The organism is Acidovorax sp. GW821-FHT09A11 (assembly GCF_059418365.1).
In genome coordinates this window covers 297355-314421 of record NZ_JBWKPS010000005.1, presented here as the reverse complement: position 1 = coordinate 314421, position 17067 = coordinate 297355, and the positions used below count along the sequence as shown (strand labels likewise).

The following is a 17067-nucleotide window of genomic DNA, read 5'->3' as shown; positions in this document are numbered from 1 at the left end:
CCTCCTGCAGTGGTTCAGGGTTGAAAAAACTCGGGGGAAGGGTGGGCAGCGGGCCGGCCTGGCTGCTGCTGCGGTTCGGGCTGTGGGGTCCAGTCCTCTTTTTCGTGACGGCCCCGGCCTAAAAATGCCCGGCGTAGTTCGCCGGTCAGGCGCGCTCTACAGTTATTGAAACAAGTCCAAGGCGCCGACTTCGCGGCGCGGGCCTCGGGGTCCTGGCGGCCATCGGCTACCCGGCTCCACGCCTGCCGGCGCGAGATCAGCCACCGGCCCGACTGCAGCGCCAGGCCCACGGCCACCTTCTTATCGACGGTCTCGCCGTAGCGGTTCGTGGTCTCGGTTTCGCGGTGCGCCACCGACATGGCCCACTCGCCGCGCTTGCGGCAGGGTCCGCCCATCAGCTCCATGAACCGGCGCCAGTCGGCCTTGATGGACCCCACCCGGTGCACGGCGCCATAGATGCGCCATGCGATGGTGTCACCCTCGATGCGGGCCTGCTCCACCTGATCGTGCGTTACCCGGCGCATCTCGCGCCAGGCCACCACACTGGGCTGGCCGATGGGCTGGAACTGGCGAATGCCCCATGTCGCGGCCCAGGCGTCCACGCGCACATAGCCGGGCACATCGCCCGTGTCCACGTCGAACAGCTGGCCCTGCGCGTGGCCCTCGCCCTGGCCGTCCAGATGGTTTATCTGATACGACCCGCCCACGTTCTTTGCCACATATTTGGCGATGTAGGCAGCGGCGCCGCCGGCATCAAGCCACTTCACGTTCACCCGGTTCTTACGGGCACCCGGCTGGCGCGTCTGCAGGTGCGCGCGGGTCTTCTTGCACTTCACCTCGGGGAACTCATCGTCCTCGGGCTTCAGCCAATGCTGGCGGATGATGACCGACGCGAGGCGCGCTTCTTCCTTGGACTGGAACCAGAACAGCGAATGCCAGTGCGGGCACCCATCGTGGTGCGGCTCGGCCACGCGGAAGCCATAGAACCGGATACCGGCCTTGTCCAGCGCCGTGCGTGCCTCGGCCCAGCGCTTGCATAGCCATGCCTGCCCCTCGCGCGGGCTGGAGCCGTCATATTTCGGGTTTTTGCGCGATGCCAGGCGCGTGCCCTTGGGCGGCGCCAGCATGGCGTGGAACCGGCTGGGGAGCGTCTGCGTGAAGAACAAGCCCACATGGCCCGCCGCGTCGGCGTATTCCTCGCAGCCGCGAATGCGCACCATCAGCTCGCCCCGGCGCACATCGCGGTCGGACACCCCCAGCTTTGCCAGCTCGCCCAGGCGGTACACCTGGCCGGCCTCATTGCGCACCAGGGTGTGCTCCATCATGGCCGCCGCGCGTGCCAACTGCTGCTGGCGGTTCTCTACCGCCGCATTGCTGCAGTAGCCGCCCTTCTGGTGGCTCACCACGCCCAACTTGATGGCGCCCAGCTCGCGCACGCGCGCCACCTTCTGGCGCAGGCGCTTACGCCAGAACGCAACGTCCTGGCCCTTGCCGATAACACCCTTGGGCGTGTCGGCCTCGGGCGGGTCCACATCCAGCTGGCGGCATGACGCCTTCACCAGCGCCAGCTGCTCGGCCTCGGTCAGCGGCTTGTGCCGCAGGTCTGCAATCAATGCCGCGTGTTCGTCGTCCGTCAGCGTCCTGGGCCGGTCATCGTCCAGCGCCACCGGCGCGGGCGGTGTGGCCGGTTCGTGCCACAGATCCATGAGGCGGGTTACACCCTCGGCCACCAGCTGCGCGCGTTCGCAAATGTCGGCATCGCTCATGCTCCAGTGCAGCGCGTCGCCGTGCTCGGCCTTGAACTGCTGCAGGCGCTCCAGCCATGCACTGTTGCGCTGCCATGCCGGGGTGTCAGGCTGCGAGCGCCGTAGCTCTGCCACGCCCTCGGCCCATTGCCTGGGCAAGGTGGCCGTGAGCTTGGCGGTAAGGGCATTGGCCTGCCACCGCTCGACAACGTGCCAATCCTGATATTGATTTTTCCGGGCCATTACCAGCGCCCCGTCAGTGCATGCAGCCGCGAGAACTCGCGCCGCGCAAACCGGGCCTCAGCCTTCAGCGCCACCCGCTCGGGCTCGGGCAGCTCGCGCCAGTGGCGTTGCGCCAGGGCGCCCAGGTCGCCATCCACACCGGCCAGCAGCATCAACGCCATGCGGTGCGTTTCCGCCAGCCGCGCCCACTCGCGGGACTCGGCATCCGACCACTGCATCTTTGTGGCGGTCTTCACAAACTCATCGCGCAGCGAGCCATTGCCCACCCCGAACAGCCGCGCGTAGTGCAGCTGTGCAACGGGTGAATGCAGCGGCTCGGGGTGCATCGCCTCGGACATGCTCAACGGCCCCCAAACTCGCGCACGGCCGCGATGTACCAGGCATCGCCGTACAGCTGCTCGACCCAGGCCACGGCCCTGAGGCGGTTCACGGCCTGCACGCGCATGCGCCGGCGGCGGTGGTGCACGTCGATGTGCGTCACACGGAAACAGGCTGTGACGTTCATAGATACACCGCCCCCCGCTCGCTGTAGACGACAGGCCGAATAGGAAGCGTCACCCGCAGGTGGCCCTTCACCAGCACCAGCAGATAGCGAGAGCCCTCCAGCTGTCGGCGCTCAAGCTCTCGCGCGCCCTGTTCCTGAAACACGCGCGCCAGGATTTCGTTTCTGCTTACGCCAGCGCGTCGACCACCATTTGCGGCGTACGACTCCTCGATCAGCAGGCCCCGGCCGTGCGCCCACAGGTCGCGCTCCACCTCGCCGCCATAGATATCCGCATCGGCGGCACGTGCTGCAGGCATCAGCCTTTCAAGCATGCGAAGCTGGCCCGCAAGGTCTTTCAGCTCCCGCATTCGCAGGAAGTGCTGATACCCCAGATGCGATAGCTGGCGGTAGTGCACGCTGTCCACCGCCACCACGGGCTGCACACGACGAACGCGGGTCAAGGGGCCACCCCCGCCAGCGTGGCCACGATGGCGGCAACAGCTACCAGCGACAAGGCGATGGACAACCAAACCAGGGGCTCGGCTTCAAACCACGCGCCCGATGTGGCCACCGCGAGGGCCAGCAGAGATACACGGAAGGCGATCAAGCGCATGCTTCACCACCCCTTGCTGGCACCTCGGATTCGCCGTCAACAAAGCACAGCCCTACGACCAACTCGCCGCGCTCAAGGGTCACGAGGCAGCTGCCACCGCTTGTGCCACTGCGCGCCGTCTCGCGCAGCCCTTCAGAAACCAGCACCCCGTAAAGGCGCCGCCTTTGTTCATCGGGACCAGTTGCCAGGTGAATTCCAGTGCGCCCACCCCGTGAGAACTCAAAAATGTCAGACGGGCGCACATCCAAACCCGCCGCCCCGATTGCGGCCATGCTCGGCTGCAGCAGCGCCAGAGGTCCCTTTATGCGTTTGGCCTCAAGCACGCGCAACGCACACCGGTTCTTTGCGTCTTCTACTACCGCGTCGTACAACTCGGACTGCGGGGCGGTCTTTTTGATGGTGTTCATAGGCACTCCAAAAACTCAAGGCGAACGAATCCCCGCAGTGCCCAAAAGGGGCACCGTCAGGCGTGTGGAAAAGGGGAGGGGGCGGGCGCTACCCGGCGGCGGGCATCGCTGCGAAAAGGTCGCCCGTCACAAAGCCGCCATGGCGCGGCTGGTAGTCGGCCGCTGGCATGGCCTGCAGCTGCTGCTGCAGCAAGGCCCGCTTGATGTGGGACGACAGGGGCAACACCACCGTGGGGTCGGGCGTCGCGCTGGGGGAAATCGTGCGGTTGATTTCCGTCACGGCGCTAAAGACATGGCCGCATTCGTAATTGCGGCAAAAGAAGATCGTCTCGCGGCTGGTGTTGGTCAGCTGCCCACTGTGGCGCGTGTAGGCGTTCTGTTTGCAGTGCGGGCACATCATTCGCATGGGTTGCTGTCCTCAATAGCTGCAGTGGGCGTGAAGTAGTGCGCACAAACGCCCGCGGGCTCTGCGCTGGCCGAAATCCACGCCAGCACAATGGCGTCAAAGAGGTCGCGCGGCTCGCCGGGTTGCTGCTGACGCTGCGGGGCCTTCGCCATGGGGGCGATGCCTGCACGGGCGTTCGACAGGCCCACGCGGCGCGATTTCAGAAAGATGTGAAGGCGTTGCACAGTGCGGCGGCCTTCAGGCGTTGCCAGCCAGGGCGGCGCGGCGGCGCTTGTGCTCGGCCACGCCCAGGCGGTAGGCGTGCAAGGCAAAGCTGCTGGCACTGCGGCTTTCTTCGCCGGCCAGCTGGAAGGCCTCATCGCGCTCGGTCTGGGTGAGGCGCAGCGCGATGGGCTTGTCGTGCACCAGACGGTCGGGCGTCAGGGCGGGGCCTGGGGCGGCCTGGCGGGCGGCGGGTGGGGTGGTCAAGGATGTGTACATAGTCATTTCGATCCGAAGAAAGGGACCAGATGCAAGCACCGAAGGTAGGGCGCGTTTTCGCCACGAATGACGGCAGACAGTGGTGTGTAGGCGAGGTCTTCGGCCCCGACCTTGACGACCCCGACGCCGACCCCCGCTTTTTTGTGGTGACCCTTGTTGAGGGGACCGACCCGGAAGCGCTCGACCGGGATAGCCAAGAGTTTGGAAGCGACGACTTTGAGGCGTGGTGCGAGATGCACCAGATCAGCCCGTGAGAACTCCAACGGCTCGCCGTGCCGACGCCATGCAAAGCCCGTGGCGCCCCTGCGGTCACATGCGTACCAAAGATCCTTTGACCCAAGAACGGGCCAAGCGAGCACGTAGCGCTGCGGCTTTGGCACATCAGCGCCCGCCCTCACCGCCACCCCAGCCTGCCCTGCCAACAGCACCGCACGCAGGGCGGGGTCCAGCTTGCCGATAGAGCCAGTGAACCCCTTCCAGGGGGCACCCACCGCAGGCTGGCATTCGGTGGATTTGGTTTGCAGCGTGGTGTTGCTGTGCATGTACTATCTGGAGTGAATTGGTTACAACGTATGTGCATTGTGGTGAACAAACGTTTACCTGTCAATGTATTGGAGAAAATATTTTGACTATTGGCGCCCGCCTTTTGGAAGAGCGCACCCGGATGGGTTTGAACCAAACGGAGTTCGCGGCACGTGGCGGCGTGGGTAAGGCCACGCAGATCAACTACGAGAAAGGCGAGCGCAGCCCAGATGCGAGTTATCTGCAGGCCATTGCCGACGAGGGCGCCGATGTGCTCTACATCGTCACGGGCAGGCGAAGCAGCGATTCCGAAGGGCGTTTGAGTGACGCGGAATCCACCCTGCTGACGCGCTGGCGCAGCGGTAGCCCCGTGCTGCGCGGCTACCTGCAGGAGGTGGGGCAGGGGCCTGCCCCGGGCGGCAATACCGTCACCATCGGCGGCGACGTGGGCCAGCAGGTGAACGGCGATCAGACCGTTTCCGGGCCCATGACCTTTAAGGTCGGCGGCAAGCAGAAAGGGAAATGACGATGAGCAGTTTTGATGGGAGTCCGCACACAGTCGCCGCGGTTGTGCTCGCCGGCGCTGTAGCTGCGCTTATTGAAGAACTCGCAAAGACCAAGGCCATCGACTCTGAGCGACTCCTTTCAAACTTACAAAGGATGCTCTCGCCGAAGGCCAGCTTTGCTCGGGAATGGTCCGCGACTGACAAAGAGATGTTGACTCAGATGCTGGAAGTGATCACCGGATCACTTGTGGACGCCGAAGGGAAGAAATGAGCGAGAACAACGTTCACCGGCTGGATCAATTCGCACGACGCTTGGAGGGTGATGGACAACCGCCGGATAATGGTGTGATGGAAGCCCGTATTGCCAAGCTTGAAGATTTCGCCGTAGACACGCGAGAGCGGCTCGCGCGTGTCGAAACAAAAATCGACACCGTTGCTCACGACGTGGGGCAGTTCAAGTGGTGGATAGCAGGCTCTGCCGTAGCGATCATCCTTTCAATGATCGCTGCAGTGATTGGCACGGGCATTGGTATCCAGCAGATGACCGTGGCAACCTTTCAGGGCGCTGCCCAGGTTGCGAAAGACGCCGCACCAGCCGCGCAACCCGCGCCCCAGCCCATCATCATCAACATTCCCCCAGCAGTTGCAGCACCTGCGGCGCCTGCGTCGGGAGCAAAGTAGATACAGAAATTTCCCTTGTCACGCCGTGCACGGCACATGTAAGAATTTGTTCCTGTACATCAACAACAAGGAACAACGTGCAGGGACAAGGGAAGGTAATGATTGGCCACGATGCGGGCCAGGTGGTAGCGGGTAACGCAGTGACCCACATCAACAAATACGTTTCAAAAACAAACCACGGCCCCACCGCCGTGGCTTTTTTTTTGGCGCTGTCAGCGTAGCGTTGGCATCAGCGTGTATTGCGGCCGTGCTCGATGCCGACACACCGCGCAACCCGGCCGCGCCCGATCCGCCCATGGCCTGCCACTACCAGGGCGGCACCTACTCGGCGGGCGCAGTGGTGCGTATGGGGCGGCTGGAGAAGGTGTGCACCATTGTGGATGCCACGCCCATCTGGGTGCGGGGGTAATAGACGCGCCAGAGAAAAAGCAGCCCTTTGGCACGCGCTCGCGGCAGGCCCTCAGTGAGTTGACTTTCAACCGATGGGCCGACCTGCGCTGCAGCAAGATGGATCGCTACCAGCGCCATGTGTGTTCAGTGTGGGTGAACCCAGTTTCTACATCTTCCGGGCCTCGCACCTTGGACGCTGGCCTGGCCATGGTGACCACCGGCATGGCTTGGTGGTATCGGGTTTACGCGAGCGAGCAATCGCCGCAAGAGCGCGGCCAGTATGAGTTTGCAGAATCAGATGCAAAGGTACGGGGCGCAGGTTTTGGACCGATACGCAGCCTGTGCCCCCATGGGACTGGCGGAAGGGCGCACGCTAGGCCGCCGGCCCGTTTGGACGCTTCCACAGCTATCGCTTCGGATGCTCTTGATGAAAGCGATGTTATTTGCGTAATGCTTCCACAATTTTCACCAATTGCTCAGTTCCATCAAAAACAGACGGTATCTCCGCCTCATTGGCCATGATGCTGCTAAACATCATGTTTTCGAATTTCGCAAGGCTGTTTTGTAGCTTGTCATTTTTCTTTACGAATTCGGAGTAGCTCTCGAAAAATTGGCATATTGATATTCGCAAATCAATTTGCAGTTGTTGCGCACGAAGTGATCTATGATTTGTAAGAATAATTCTAAAAAAATAAATCAGAAGCACTTGTATCGTGATCATTGGCACGGCAAGCGCTAATAGCGTAGGCAGGCTAATATCTTTGTCAATACCCTTCTCAATCGCGTAGAGTATTTCCAGAAAAGGCACAATCAGCAGTGCTGCACCAAAAAGAACTAAAAAGCTGAATGATGTTGCGGCTTGTGATCGTTTTTCATCGCGGAGCCTTTGGAAACCGTATTTAAGCGCAACAAAGCCATATTCCGTTCGCATGCTATCCAGGTAGCGTTTATTATCTTCAATGGCTTTGGTTTGAGCTTGAAATTCCGCATTCCACTTTTCTTTTTCAGAATGTGCTGCGGAGTGGCTGGTTAAAAGCTCCCGAATGGTTTCAAAGTCAGCATGATTGAAATAGTGCTTTACCACATCTACTCCAACCATCTGACGCATGCGAAATATTAGTATCCTAGTGGCATCGTCAAGTTTTTCTAAATTTCGATCTATTTCCGATATTGCGTTTGATTGGATTTTTAGATGAAACTCTCGCTCTGAAAAAAAATAGTAGAGTATGCCTAGAAGGCGACCTGCCATGTTATCATGAATGCCTAGTATTGGATCACTGAATAGTCTGTCTAGCTGCGATTTATACGCCGCTATAGCGTTGGGAAAAATTTCATTATCTGGTTCGTCGATGCTATATATTTCATGAATCGCAATAATCAGTAAGGTGAATAAGGGTCTATTTTCTTGTGGATGAGTGTCTTTTGATATGAATTGTTCAATATCATTCAATGCACGCAGTATCGTAGGTGATCGAAAATAGCTATGCTCGTTGCTCATCAAATTCCTCCCGTATCAGTAGAGTGTTTCAAATGATTCATTTTGCTACAGGCGGGAGTGCCCGAGTTTCAAGATCTATCCGCGTGGTCAACCCACTATCCCCCAGGCTGTGTGTCAGCTTCACCACCAGCCATGGCGTGTTGTCGATCACATCCTTGAACCCCTGCAGTACCACCGGGGTTTGCGGCATCAGCTCGGGGCGGCCCAGGGCCAGCGTTAGTTCCATCGTGGCCTTGCCGCGCTCGATGCGCCCGCGCTCGGCCCGCGCGGCGGCCATGGCGTCGGCCTCGCTGCCGTAGGTGTCTTTCAGGCGTTTTTCGTTGTCCTGATCGCCTATCAGCACGCTCTTTTTTTCGGCCGCGTTCGGGTCGTGCCAGTAAGCCCGCACGCCGCTGTATGCGTTGCGGTCTGCTGAGTGGTAGCGGTGCCGGTCGCCATCGGCGCGGGTGATGGTGATGGTTTCCAAGTCGTCGCCGTTGGCGGCCTTGGTGCTGCCTATGGGCTTGAACACCAGGCGGCCTTTCTTCACCGTGGCCACCGCGTCGTGCTTCTTTGCCAGGCGGGTGAGGAAGTGCAGGTCACTCTCGTGCGTCTGGTCGATGTGCTCCACCGGGGTGTTGGCCAGGCTGTCGTCTATGCGCACCTGCAGGCCGTTGCGCCGCGCAATGTCGCCCACGATCTCGCCCAGCTTCTTGCCGTGGTAGCTGCGCTCAGCGCGGGTGCGCAGCTCGCGCCGCATTTCGGCAGACCGGGCGCGAATGCAGATGGTGTCGGGCGATCCGCTGTGCTCCACCTCGTCCACGTCGAACGTGCCCTTGTCCTGCATGCCGCTGCCTTCCCAGCCCAGGGCCAGGGCCAGCTCTGCACCCTTGGCAGGGATTCCCATGCGGCCGTCGCTGTCGTCTATCACCAGGTCGAGCTGGTCGGCTTCGCCGCCTCGGGCTTCGGTGAGGGTGAGCGACACCAGGCGCGCTTCCACCTTCTTGGAAATATCCCGCCCGTCCACCACCAGTGTGAACGTGGGTGCGCGGTGTAGCTGGCTGGTTTTGAGGTAGTCGGGCGCGGCGATCACAGCCACCACTCCCAATAGTCATCCACCGGCCACGGGTCCACGCCGCCCGCTGGCTCGGCGCGTTCATCGTCCACGCGCATCAGCTGTAGGTCAAACTCGATGCGCCGAGCTGCGCCGGTGTCTATCAGCACAGAGCGTGTTTCCGTAAGGTTTTCGATCACGAAGGCGCCGAACACTTCGCATGGGTTTCCGCCCGACACCAATGCCCACGCCTTGCCGCTGTCGGCCATCTTGCGCAGTGCGTCGAGCGAACGCATGGACCCCGCGAACTCTGGCGCCAGCACGCCCGACAGGTTGATTGCTTCGTCGCCCTGGCCCACGAACTGGCGTGCGGGCCTGGCGCCTACGCGCGAGCTACTGGGGTGGCGCCATGCGGCCACTCTGCGTAACTGGTCGGTGGGCAGGGTCTGCAGCCCGAAGGCGAACTGCCCCAAAGAAAACAGCATGGGTGCTCCTAGTCGATTTCGCCGTACTGCGACAGCACGCGCGAGCGCTTTGCGCTCTCGCGCCGGTCCAGCTCGGCCGACACCGCACGCGCGATGGCCTGGGGGTCCGCTCCGGGGGCCGGGTTGATGGTGATGCTGATGTGCGTGCTGCCGCCCATGGGCGCGGCCACCCCGGCGCCCTGGGCCATCAGCGACGGCCGGTTGTCGATGCGCAGCGCCGCCGCGTCGGCCGCCATCGGCATGGTGGCGGTGGCCGCCGTGGCCATGGCCAGCGCCGCGGTACGCACGGCGCCCTGGCCACCGGCTATGCCCAGGGCCGCCCCCTCGGAAATCCAGCCGCCGTACTGCATGAACACGCGCGACGGGCTGGCAATGCCCAGCGTTTCGCGAAACCATCCGCCCACCGCCTCGGCCACGCCCACCACTGCATCGCGCAAGGCCGCCGCGCGCCGGGTGATGCCGTTCACCAGGCCGTCGATGATGTGGCCGCCGAACTCCGAGAACGTTGCGGGCAGCTGGATTCCAAGCCAGCTCAGGGCACCAGCGAACGCGCGGTACAGCAGGCCCAGCGGCGAGAAGTTCAGGAAGTGCGCGCCGATGGTGGCCAGCACCGCCGGGATGCTGCCGCCCAGGGCATCCCAGTTCTTCCAGATGAAGTACGCCGCCGCACCAATCGCCAGCAGCGCCGCCGCGATGGGATTCGCCATCAGGAACAGGCCCACCGCCCGGGCAACCGTCAACAGCGCGCTGAAGGCCGTGCCGATGCCCGGCAGCAAAATCCCGAGGCGGGCCAGGCCAAAGCGAAACAGCAGCATGGGCCCCATCACCGATGCGAACGCCAGGGCGATGGCACCCAGCGCGGTGGCACCAATGGCCAGCGCACCCACTATGCGCAGCACCCATTTCACGGCGCCCTGGTTCTCGCGCGTCCAGGCGCCCATGGCGTTGGCCATTTCGCCAAGCTTGTTCAGCAGCAGCACCAGATCAGGCGCGATGGTGGCGCCCATATCTTTGAGCATGTTGGTGAAGCTGCCCTGTGCCGCCTCGGCGGCCGCGCTCAATGTCTTGAGCTGGGAGTCCACGCGCTTGCGCAGGTCGGCCTGGGCTTCCATCCTGGCCACCACCTCGCGGTAGCCGGCAATGCCCTTTTTCATCAGGGTATTGAGCACTTCATGGGTTTCAGCGTCATCGCCAAACAGCTTCTTCATGGCCGCGATGCGCTTCACGTCGCTGTCCACGCCCTTGAGCTTGTCCAGCTGGGCGAACATGTTGTCAAAGCCCGCGAACTTGCCAGCCTTGTTATAGAACTCCAGCTGTACGCCCTCGCCCTTGAGCATCTTGTTTGCCTTGGCCAGCTTTTCGGCATCCATCGACAGCTGCACCACCTTGCGGATGGCGTTGCCTGCGGCTTCCCCTTTCATGCCGGCCTGATCCATCATCACCAGCATGGGGGCAAGCATGTTGCCCGCTTCGAGGCCCTCACGCCCGATGAGCGGCATCAACGCCCCCATCTTGGTAAAGCCCTGCAGCATGTTTGTTGGATCGACCCCCGAGTAGAACGCCCGCTGGATCATGTCCATCAGGCCCATCATGTCCTTTTCGCTGGTCTGCGTGGCGTCCTGCATCTTGGCTGCGAACTCGGCGGCAGCAGTCACGGGCATCTGCAGCTGAATGCCCAGGTACGCGGCAGACTCGCCCAGGCCGCCCAGGATGGATTGCGAGGTCATCCCCTGGCGCCGAAGCATGGTCATCATGTCGATGAACTGGGCCGTGGTGCCCGGCAGCTTGTCGCCCAGGCGCGTGGCCAGGTCCAGTATCTGCTGGAACTCCGGCCCCACGTCGCCGGCCTTGCCCATCATGGACGCGCGCAGCTGCGATTCCGACACTTCTGCCGGCATGAAGGCGCCCACCACGGAACGCAGGGGCCCCGCCAGTTTGTTCCCCCCGGCCATCATGGCCGCGCCGCTGGCGCCGATCATTCCGGCGTGCAGCATGTCCTGGCCGTGGCGCTTGCGCAGTTCGCCCAGCTTGCGCTGCTGCTCGCCGTTGGCCTTGAGCTTGGCGGTCTGCTGCTCGATGGTGGTATTGGCTGCGGCAATGTCGGTGCGCAGGCGCTGCGAGTGGTTCGCCAGGTCGCGCGTGCTGATGCCGGCGGCCGACAGCCTGGTGCGCAGGTTCTGCAGCTTCGCCTGCTGGCTGTCGTGCTGGTTTCCCAGCGCTGCCGCCTCTCGCTTGGCCTTCGCCAGTTCCTGTGTCATGGCCCGCGTGGGCTCGGCCGTCTGGCCGTAGGCGCGCGCCAGCTCCCCCACGCGCCCGCGGGCCTGGGCCAGCTTTGCGGCTGTGTCCTGCAGTTCGCTCTTGAGCGTGCGGAACTCGCCCACCTGGGCCTGCTGGGCGTTGAGTGCCTTGAGGCTTTCCTTCGCGGCCTTGAGCGCGCGGGCGGCCTCGCTGCTGCCGGCGCTGACGCGCCTCAAGGGGGCGATGATGCGATCTACAAAATCCATCACCACCCGCAAACGCAGGTTGTCAGCCATGGCGGCCCCCACGGCCGCCAGCGCGGGAAATCAGGCGGGAAAGTCGTTGCCCAGGATGCGCTTCGCTTCGGCGAAGTCGGCGGCGGATGCCCGGTCGCGCGCCTGCATCCACACATACACGGGCAGGAGCGCAACGCCCAGGCCGATGACGGCCAGGGCTGCGATCAGCAGAATCGTGAGGGCGGTAAAGATCATGGTTCATTCTTGCACATCCAATGGCGCAGGGTTCAGCGGGTCATTCCTGGCGCTCGTGGCGCTCGCGCGCCCGCTCCCGCCACTCCATCAGGTCGGCCACCGTCATGGAGTCCATGTCGACGGGCCGCCAATGGAACACCAGGGCCAGGTCGGCCATGGCGTCCTCTACTCGCTCTGGAATGCCTCCCGCTGCGCTTTCGGCACCAAAAAACCCACCACCTCCGTGCCCAGGCTGACAAGGTCGGCGGGGTCCATCAGGGCGACTTCCTGTTTCAGCAGCGGCGGTTCCGTCACGCGTGGCAGCAGGGTCTGCAGGGCCGTCACGTTCATCTGCAGCACCTCCACCAGCGACAGGCCGCGCAGCGCGCCCGCGTTGGGCTTGCGCACCTGCACGTGGGTGATGGTTTGGGCGCCGCGCTGAATAGGCGCATCCAGCGCGATGCCCACGGGGATGCCGGGGGCGGCGATGGCAACAGCGGGAGCGGCGGCGGTGGTGGTTTGGGTCGGTGTGTTCATGGCAAGGGGTCAGGAAAAGAAGGAAAGAAGGCGCGGCCCGCGTGGGGCCGCGCGTATGTGTCGGGCGTCAGACGCCCAGGGCGGCGCGCACTTCGGCCAGGCGGTCCACGCCGTTGACCATTTCCACCATGTTCACGGCGTCGATCTCGATGATGGTTTCGCCGTTGATCGTCAGCTTGTAGTAGCTCAGCGCGGCCTTGAACTTGATGGCCGTGGCTTCGCCGGCCTTGGCGCTGCCGGGGTCGATTTCAGAGAACCGGCCGCGCATGACGACTTCCAGCGCGTCCACGCTCTCGCTGTCGTCGCCTTGCAGGGCGCCGGCGAAACGCAGCAGCACGCCGTCATGGCGCAGCGTGCCCCAGCTGACGAACAGTTCCTTCATGTAGCCGGCGGCCGTCAGCTCGGCCTCCATGCCTTCCATGCCGAAATCCGCCTTCACGGGGGCGTTCATGCCACCGCTGCGGTAATCGTCCATCTTGCGGGCGAGCTTGGGCAGGCCCACTTCGGGCATTTCGCCCACGTAGTTGACGCCATCCACGAAGGTGGCGAAGCTCTTGATCTTGCGGGGTAGTCCCATGGTGTTCTCCTGTGGTCAATCGGTGGTGTGGTGCGGCCCTATTCGCCGGTGCCCACGCGCAGGGCGAAGTCGGCGAAATAGCGGTCGCCGATGCGCTGCTGAAAGGTGAGGTCTTCCAGGGGCGGCACGGGCGTGTAGTCGTAGTCCAGCGTCAACTTGCCGTTCTTGAGCGTGGCCGCTTCGTTCACCTCTTCGTCGAACCAGGCGCTGGCCCCGAGCACGTAGCCCAGGCGCTTCAATTCGCGGAACTTGGCGTTGATGCCTTCGAGGATGTCTTTCACCAGGCTGGGGTGCAGAGGCTTGTCCACCGCCCAGAAATGGCCCTCGGCCATGGTGTCGGCCAGGATTTGCGCGGTGCGCGTGGCGCTCTCGAAGGTGAACAGTTCGTCGGTGGCGCAGGTGCGCGAACCCCAGAAGCGAAAGCCCTGATTGCGGATCAGCGTCGTGATGCCCGCGCCGTTGAGCAGGCCCGCGTCCGTGTCGGGGTTCTGCAAGTCCCAAAACACGTCTTTGCTGATGCCCAGAACGCCATTCATGGGCACGTTGGAAATCGTCTTGTGCCAGCCCTGCTCGGCGTCGATCTTGGCGCGCAGGCCCATGGCGTAGGCCACGGGCGAAGCGTCCACCACCACGCCCGTGCCAGGCGTGGCCACCTTCACGCGGGGCCAGATCAGCATCAGCTCGCGGGCGTCGAAGTTCTGGCGGTAGTCCATCACCTCGCTGACGTCTTCGCCGTAGCCCTCGGCATAGACGAACGCGCGCAGCTTCTGCGCCACGGCCACCAGGGCGGTGGATACCGCCTGGGTGTCCAGGCCCGGCGCGCCCAGGATGCGCGGCTGCACGCCCAGCTTGGCCTTTGCGGCCAGCAGCGCCTGCATGCCGGTGTACTGCGAGCCCACGGCGGCGCCAATGACCTTGCCATTCTGGTCCGTCAGTTTGGCGGCGGCGTCCACGCCCTCGCCGTCTGCCACGCGCACCACCACGACGATGGGGCGGGCCTGGTCGCGGATGGCGGTCAGTGCGCCGGACAGGGTGCCCAGCGTGCCGGCCTTGGCAATGGCGGCGTCCACCTTGGTCACCAGCACTGGGGTGTTGAGCGGGAACGCGGCGGCGTCCGCGTCGCTGGCCGTGCAGATCAGGCCCATCACGGCCGTGGAAATGATGCGGATATTGCGCTGGCCTTCGTTGATTTCGACAACGCGCACGCCGTGGTGGTAGTTTGCTTGGGTAGCCATGGGTTCTCCTGTGGATGGGGGGGTTAGTTGCGAAGGTCGGCCGGTTGCTGCAGGCGCCGTTTCTCGGATGCATGGGCGCGGGCGCAGTGGTCGGGGTCGAAGAAGAACAGCGCGTCGATGGCGGCGGCGGTCCACCCCCACCAGCGGTGCCCCTTCGCGCGCATGCGGTGCGCGCGGCTCGAAAGGGTTTCGTCGGGCGCGCCGGCCAACAGCACGTTGGCCAGCTGGTCCAGGGCAATGGCCAGGTTCAGCAGCCAGGCTTTCATGGGGCGGCCTCCAAGGGCTCGGCGCCCAGGATTTCATCGGCGCGGCCTGCGGCCAGGATGCCGGCCAGCTCCAGCGCCTGCACGCCGGCGGCCGTGGCCGGGTCATCGAGGTTCACGAACGAGGCCAGCGTGAAACGGCGCATCCAGGCGTCCATGGCCGCATTCGCACGGGCGGCGGCCGTCATGGCCTCCCACTCGGCCGGGGTGAACCGCCGGATGAACTGTTCATGCGTGAGCAGGCGGGGCGCGGTCACGGCCACGTCATCGGCCGCCCAGGCGAAGGCCAGCACGGCCGCCACATCGGTGAGCGCCAGCACGGCCGCTTCGGCGGCGTCACTGCTGCGGCGCACGGCCTCGCGTTCGGCCAGCACGGTGGCAACGTCCGCCAGCTGCAGCCAGCCGGCTTTCTCGCGCTCGCTGGCGCGCTGCAGCTTCCATGCGCTGGCGGCCAGGTGGGTGGCGGCCTCGGCCTTGATGGCGGCGATGCGGCGGGCCTTCATCCCCGCGAGCGACAGGCGCGCCGCGCCGGCCTGGGCGTCGTATTCCAGGGCCGACAGGTCGCCGTCGAATCCCTCGGGCGCGTCCACCAGCGTGTAGCCGTTGGGGTCGCCCGGGGTGGTGGTTCCGGCAATAGCGCCGTCGATGATGATGAGTTGGGTTTTCATGGGCGGGCCTTACTGCATGACCACGTAGCGCACGTAGGTGCCAAATGAGACGTTTTCGATTCGGTGCGTCAGCCCCGTGACCCGCACGTAGCGGTCGATGAACGCGACGCTTGCCGTGGCATAGGTGTCGGCGCTGGCCCCGGCGAAGGACGGATAGCCCGACGAGGTGGTCCTTTGCTGGATGAAAGCCACCCGCACCCCTGCGGCAACCCCGGTGGGGTAGGTGTGCGTTGACGCGCTGGTGTTGTGTTGAACAGCAGCGTTGGACAGCGCAGCGCGGGCCGCCGGCGCCGCCGCGATGGCGTTCCACGCGACGGTGGAGTCGTAGACGGCCGCGCGCGCGGTGGCGCTGGCCAGGATGGCCACCATGGCATTGGCGCTGGCGGCGATCACATTCATCGCGGTGGCGCTGGCGGCCAGCGCGCGGATGCCGTCCACGCTGGCGGCCACGGCCGCCATGGTGTCGGCGTGCTCGGCCATCAAGGACACGGCGCCGGCATTCTCGGCCACCACCGCAAGCGCAAGCCGGTTGACCGACAAGGAATTGCGCGCCGCCGCGCTCTGGATGATTGCCGTCATGGCCGCGTTGCTGGGCGCCACCGCGCCCATGGCGGTGTTGGAAAACAGCATGGCGTTCAGGCCGGCGCTGCTGCCCAGGATGTACTGCATGGCCGTGGTGCTGCCGGCCACGGCCGCCATGGCCCCGCCGCTGGCGCACACGGCCGCCGCGCCGTTGGGCGCGGTAACCAGCTGCTGGAATGCCACCAGATTGGCGGGCGTGGCCAGCCAGGCCTGCAGCTGCGCGCCCGTGGGCGCGGGCGTGGCAAGCAGGTAGTCCAGTGCCAGCGGGTTGCCGTACAGCAGTTTGAAATGCCGGTGCATCTGGGCGACTTCGGCGTATGTGGGGGCGATGAGTGCTTCGGACATTTACGCCTCCACTGCCGCAAAGCCCGCCACGCGGCCGGAACCGTCGTAGGCGTAGGTGGTGGTGCGCGTCTTGCCCGCCAGGGCCTCGGCCACGGTGGCCACGCGGCCGGTGGCGTCGTAGGTCAGGGTGCTGATGCGCTCGCCCGCGGGCAGCGCCTCGGTGATGCCCGACACGCGGCCGGCCGCGTTGTAGGTGTAGGTGGCCGCGCTGGGCTTGGCCGTGGCCAGCGCAATGGCGGCAGTGCGGGCCGCGGCTTCGGCCACCAGGGCAGCTTCGCGCGCCGTGGCCTCGGCCTGCACGGCCAGCGCGATGGCCTCGTTTCGTGCCGTGGCCTCGGCCGCGATGGCCGCGCCCAGCTGCGTTCCCGTGGCCAGGTCGCCCACGTTGCCAATGGCCGCTTCCAGTTCGTCGCGCCGGTCGCGCAGCTGCTGGAGCATGACGGCCACTTCGGCCATGGCCGGCCCCACCAGCGTGTCGATACGCGCCAGGCCAAATTGCGTCAGCTCATCGACCACGCCCTGCAGGTCCGCGCGGCGCGCTTCCAGTTCTGCGATCCGCGCGTCGATATCGCCGAAAACCCCATTGAAGAAGTCCTCGGACAACGGCGTCACGCCATCGCGCATGCGGTATGCCTCGAATCGTTTTGGCATGTCGGCTC

The 17067-nt window shown here is 64.3% G+C and carries 28 protein-coding genes; 5 read left to right on the top strand and 23 right to left on the bottom strand.

Annotated elements, in window-relative coordinates:
• Positions 1 to 14: 14 nt before the first annotated feature.
• From AC07PV_RS15825 to AC07PV_RS15780, 10 genes are all read right to left on the bottom strand, one after another.
• Positions 15 to 1988, bottom strand: coding sequence for a replication endonuclease (locus AC07PV_RS15825; protein WP_494630727.1), 1974 nt, complete (start codon positions 1986 to 1988; stop codon positions 15 to 17).
• The gene (locus tag AC07PV_RS15820; RefSeq protein WP_494630725.1) at positions 1988 to 2326 is read right to left on the bottom strand and encodes a hypothetical protein; all 339 of its coding nucleotides are present in this window, start codon (positions 2324 to 2326) and stop codon (positions 1988 to 1990) included. Before AC07PV_RS15820 ends, AC07PV_RS15825 begins: the two co-directional genes overlap by 1 nt.
• A 2-nt stretch (positions 2327 to 2328) precedes the next feature.
• Complete coding sequence (locus AC07PV_RS15815) at positions 2329 to 2493, bottom strand: hypothetical protein (RefSeq protein ID WP_494630724.1); 165 nt, start codon at positions 2491 to 2493, stop codon at positions 2329 to 2331.
• Positions 2490 to 2933 (bottom strand): hypothetical protein, encoded by a 444-nt coding sequence (locus AC07PV_RS15810; RefSeq protein ID WP_494630723.1) that lies wholly within the window; start codon positions 2931 to 2933, stop codon positions 2490 to 2492. The genes AC07PV_RS15815 and AC07PV_RS15810 overlap by 4 nt, the downstream gene beginning before the upstream one ends.
• Positions 2930 to 3085, bottom strand: coding sequence for a hypothetical protein (locus AC07PV_RS15805; protein WP_494630722.1), 156 nt, complete (start codon positions 3083 to 3085; stop codon positions 2930 to 2932). Before AC07PV_RS15805 ends, AC07PV_RS15810 begins: the two co-directional genes overlap by 4 nt.
• On the bottom strand, positions 3076 to 3492 hold the full coding sequence (locus tag AC07PV_RS15800; protein WP_494630721.1) for a hypothetical protein: 417 nt from the start codon (positions 3490 to 3492) through the stop codon (positions 3076 to 3078). The genes AC07PV_RS15805 and AC07PV_RS15800 overlap by 10 nt, the downstream gene beginning before the upstream one ends.
• Positions 3493 to 3580: 88 nt before the next feature.
• A complete protein-coding gene (locus AC07PV_RS15795) occupies positions 3581 to 3898 on the bottom strand; it encodes an Ogr/Delta-like zinc finger protein (protein WP_494630720.1) in 318 nt (105 codons plus the stop codon).
• Entirely contained in the window at positions 3889 to 4122 is a 234-nt protein-coding gene (locus AC07PV_RS15790) for a hypothetical protein (protein ID WP_494630718.1), read from the bottom strand. The genes AC07PV_RS15795 and AC07PV_RS15790 overlap by 10 nt, the downstream gene beginning before the upstream one ends.
• Positions 4123 to 4135: 13 nt before the next feature.
• Complete coding sequence (locus AC07PV_RS15785) at positions 4136 to 4366, bottom strand: hypothetical protein (protein ID WP_494630717.1); 231 nt, start codon at positions 4364 to 4366, stop codon at positions 4136 to 4138.
• A gap of 14 nt (positions 4367 to 4380) precedes the next feature.
• The gene (locus AC07PV_RS15780; RefSeq protein ID WP_494630716.1) at positions 4381 to 4920 is read right to left on the bottom strand and encodes a hypothetical protein; all 540 of its coding nucleotides are present in this window, start codon (positions 4918 to 4920) and stop codon (positions 4381 to 4383) included.
• Positions 4921 to 4952: 32 nt separating this feature from the next.
• Here AC07PV_RS15780 and AC07PV_RS15775 point away from each other — a divergent pair, with 32 nt between their 5' ends.
• The 5 genes from AC07PV_RS15775 (at position 4953) to AC07PV_RS15755 (ending at position 6999) form a co-directional block, all read left to right on the top strand.
• Positions 4953 to 5426 (top strand): helix-turn-helix domain-containing protein, encoded by a 474-nt coding sequence (locus AC07PV_RS15775; protein WP_494630792.1) that lies wholly within the window; start codon positions 4953 to 4955, stop codon positions 5424 to 5426.
• Positions 5423 to 5677, top strand: coding sequence for a hypothetical protein (locus tag AC07PV_RS15770; protein WP_494630715.1), 255 nt, complete (start codon positions 5423 to 5425; stop codon positions 5675 to 5677). Before AC07PV_RS15775 ends, AC07PV_RS15770 begins: the two co-directional genes overlap by 4 nt.
• The gene (locus AC07PV_RS15765) at positions 5674 to 6087 is read left to right on the top strand and encodes a hypothetical protein (RefSeq protein ID WP_494630714.1); all 414 of its coding nucleotides are present in this window, start codon (positions 5674 to 5676) and stop codon (positions 6085 to 6087) included. Before AC07PV_RS15770 ends, AC07PV_RS15765 begins: the two co-directional genes overlap by 4 nt.
• A gap of 247 nt (positions 6088 to 6334) precedes the next feature.
• Positions 6335 to 6496: a hypothetical protein gene (locus tag AC07PV_RS15760; protein ID WP_494630713.1), complete on the top strand. Its 162-nt coding sequence runs from the start codon at positions 6335 to 6337 to the stop codon at positions 6494 to 6496.
• Positions 6454 to 6999, top strand: a complete 546-nt coding sequence (locus AC07PV_RS15755; RefSeq protein ID WP_494630711.1) for a thermonuclease family protein — start codon at positions 6454 to 6456, stop codon at positions 6997 to 6999. The genes AC07PV_RS15760 and AC07PV_RS15755 overlap by 43 nt, the downstream gene beginning before the upstream one ends.
• Here the strand turns inward: AC07PV_RS15755 and AC07PV_RS15750 are convergent.
• The 13 genes from AC07PV_RS15750 to AC07PV_RS15690 form a co-directional block, all read right to left on the bottom strand.
• Positions 6917 to 7975 carry a hypothetical protein gene (locus AC07PV_RS15750; RefSeq protein WP_494630710.1) on the bottom strand — a complete coding sequence of 353 codons (1059 nt, stop codon included), beginning with the start codon at positions 7973 to 7975 and terminating at the stop codon, positions 6917 to 6919. The genes AC07PV_RS15755 and AC07PV_RS15750 overlap by 83 nt on opposite strands.
• Positions 7976 to 8012: 37 nt before the next feature.
• The gene (locus tag AC07PV_RS15745) at positions 8013 to 9053 is read right to left on the bottom strand and encodes a contractile injection system protein, VgrG/Pvc8 family (RefSeq protein WP_494630708.1); all 1041 of its coding nucleotides are present in this window, start codon (positions 9051 to 9053) and stop codon (positions 8013 to 8015) included.
• Positions 9044 to 9493, bottom strand: a complete 450-nt coding sequence (locus AC07PV_RS15740; protein ID WP_494630707.1) for a phage tail protein — start codon at positions 9491 to 9493, stop codon at positions 9044 to 9046. The genes AC07PV_RS15745 and AC07PV_RS15740 overlap by 10 nt, the downstream gene beginning before the upstream one ends.
• Before the next feature lie 8 nt (positions 9494 to 9501).
• On the bottom strand, positions 9502 to 12027 hold the full coding sequence (locus tag AC07PV_RS15735; protein WP_494630705.1) for a phage tail tape measure protein: 2526 nt from the start codon (positions 12025 to 12027) through the stop codon (positions 9502 to 9504).
• 30 nt (positions 12028 to 12057) lie between these two features.
• The gene (locus AC07PV_RS15730; protein ID WP_369642001.1) at positions 12058 to 12222 is read right to left on the bottom strand and encodes a hypothetical protein; all 165 of its coding nucleotides are present in this window, start codon (positions 12220 to 12222) and stop codon (positions 12058 to 12060) included.
• A gap of 40 nt (positions 12223 to 12262) precedes the next feature.
• The gene (locus AC07PV_RS15725; RefSeq protein WP_369642002.1) at positions 12263 to 12379 is read right to left on the bottom strand and encodes a GpE family phage tail protein; all 117 of its coding nucleotides are present in this window, start codon (positions 12377 to 12379) and stop codon (positions 12263 to 12265) included.
• An 8-nt stretch (positions 12380 to 12387) separates the two neighbouring features.
• Positions 12388 to 12738: a phage tail assembly protein gene (locus AC07PV_RS15720; protein WP_369642003.1), complete on the bottom strand. Its 351-nt coding sequence runs from the start codon at positions 12736 to 12738 to the stop codon at positions 12388 to 12390.
• Positions 12739 to 12805: 67 nt separating this feature from the next.
• Entirely contained in the window at positions 12806 to 13315 is a 510-nt protein-coding gene (locus tag AC07PV_RS15715; protein WP_494630704.1) for a phage major tail tube protein, read from the bottom strand.
• Between the two features lie 38 nt (positions 13316 to 13353).
• Complete coding sequence (locus tag AC07PV_RS15710) at positions 13354 to 14550, bottom strand: phage tail sheath protein (protein WP_494630703.1); 1197 nt, start codon at positions 14548 to 14550, stop codon at positions 13354 to 13356.
• A 23-nt stretch (positions 14551 to 14573) separates the two neighbouring features.
• A complete protein-coding gene (locus tag AC07PV_RS15705) occupies positions 14574 to 14816 on the bottom strand; it encodes a hypothetical protein (protein WP_494630702.1) in 243 nt (80 codons plus the stop codon).
• A complete protein-coding gene (locus AC07PV_RS15700; RefSeq protein ID WP_494630701.1) occupies positions 14813 to 15481 on the bottom strand; it encodes a hypothetical protein in 669 nt (222 codons plus the stop codon). Before AC07PV_RS15700 ends, AC07PV_RS15705 begins: the two co-directional genes overlap by 4 nt.
• Positions 15482 to 15490: 9 nt before the next feature.
• The gene (locus AC07PV_RS15695; protein ID WP_494630700.1) at positions 15491 to 16408 is read right to left on the bottom strand and encodes a hypothetical protein; all 918 of its coding nucleotides are present in this window, start codon (positions 16406 to 16408) and stop codon (positions 15491 to 15493) included.
• On the bottom strand, positions 16409 to 17059 hold the full coding sequence (locus tag AC07PV_RS15690; protein ID WP_494630699.1) for a hypothetical protein: 651 nt from the start codon (positions 17057 to 17059) through the stop codon (positions 16409 to 16411).
• Between the last annotated feature and the right edge of the window lie 8 nt (positions 17060 to 17067).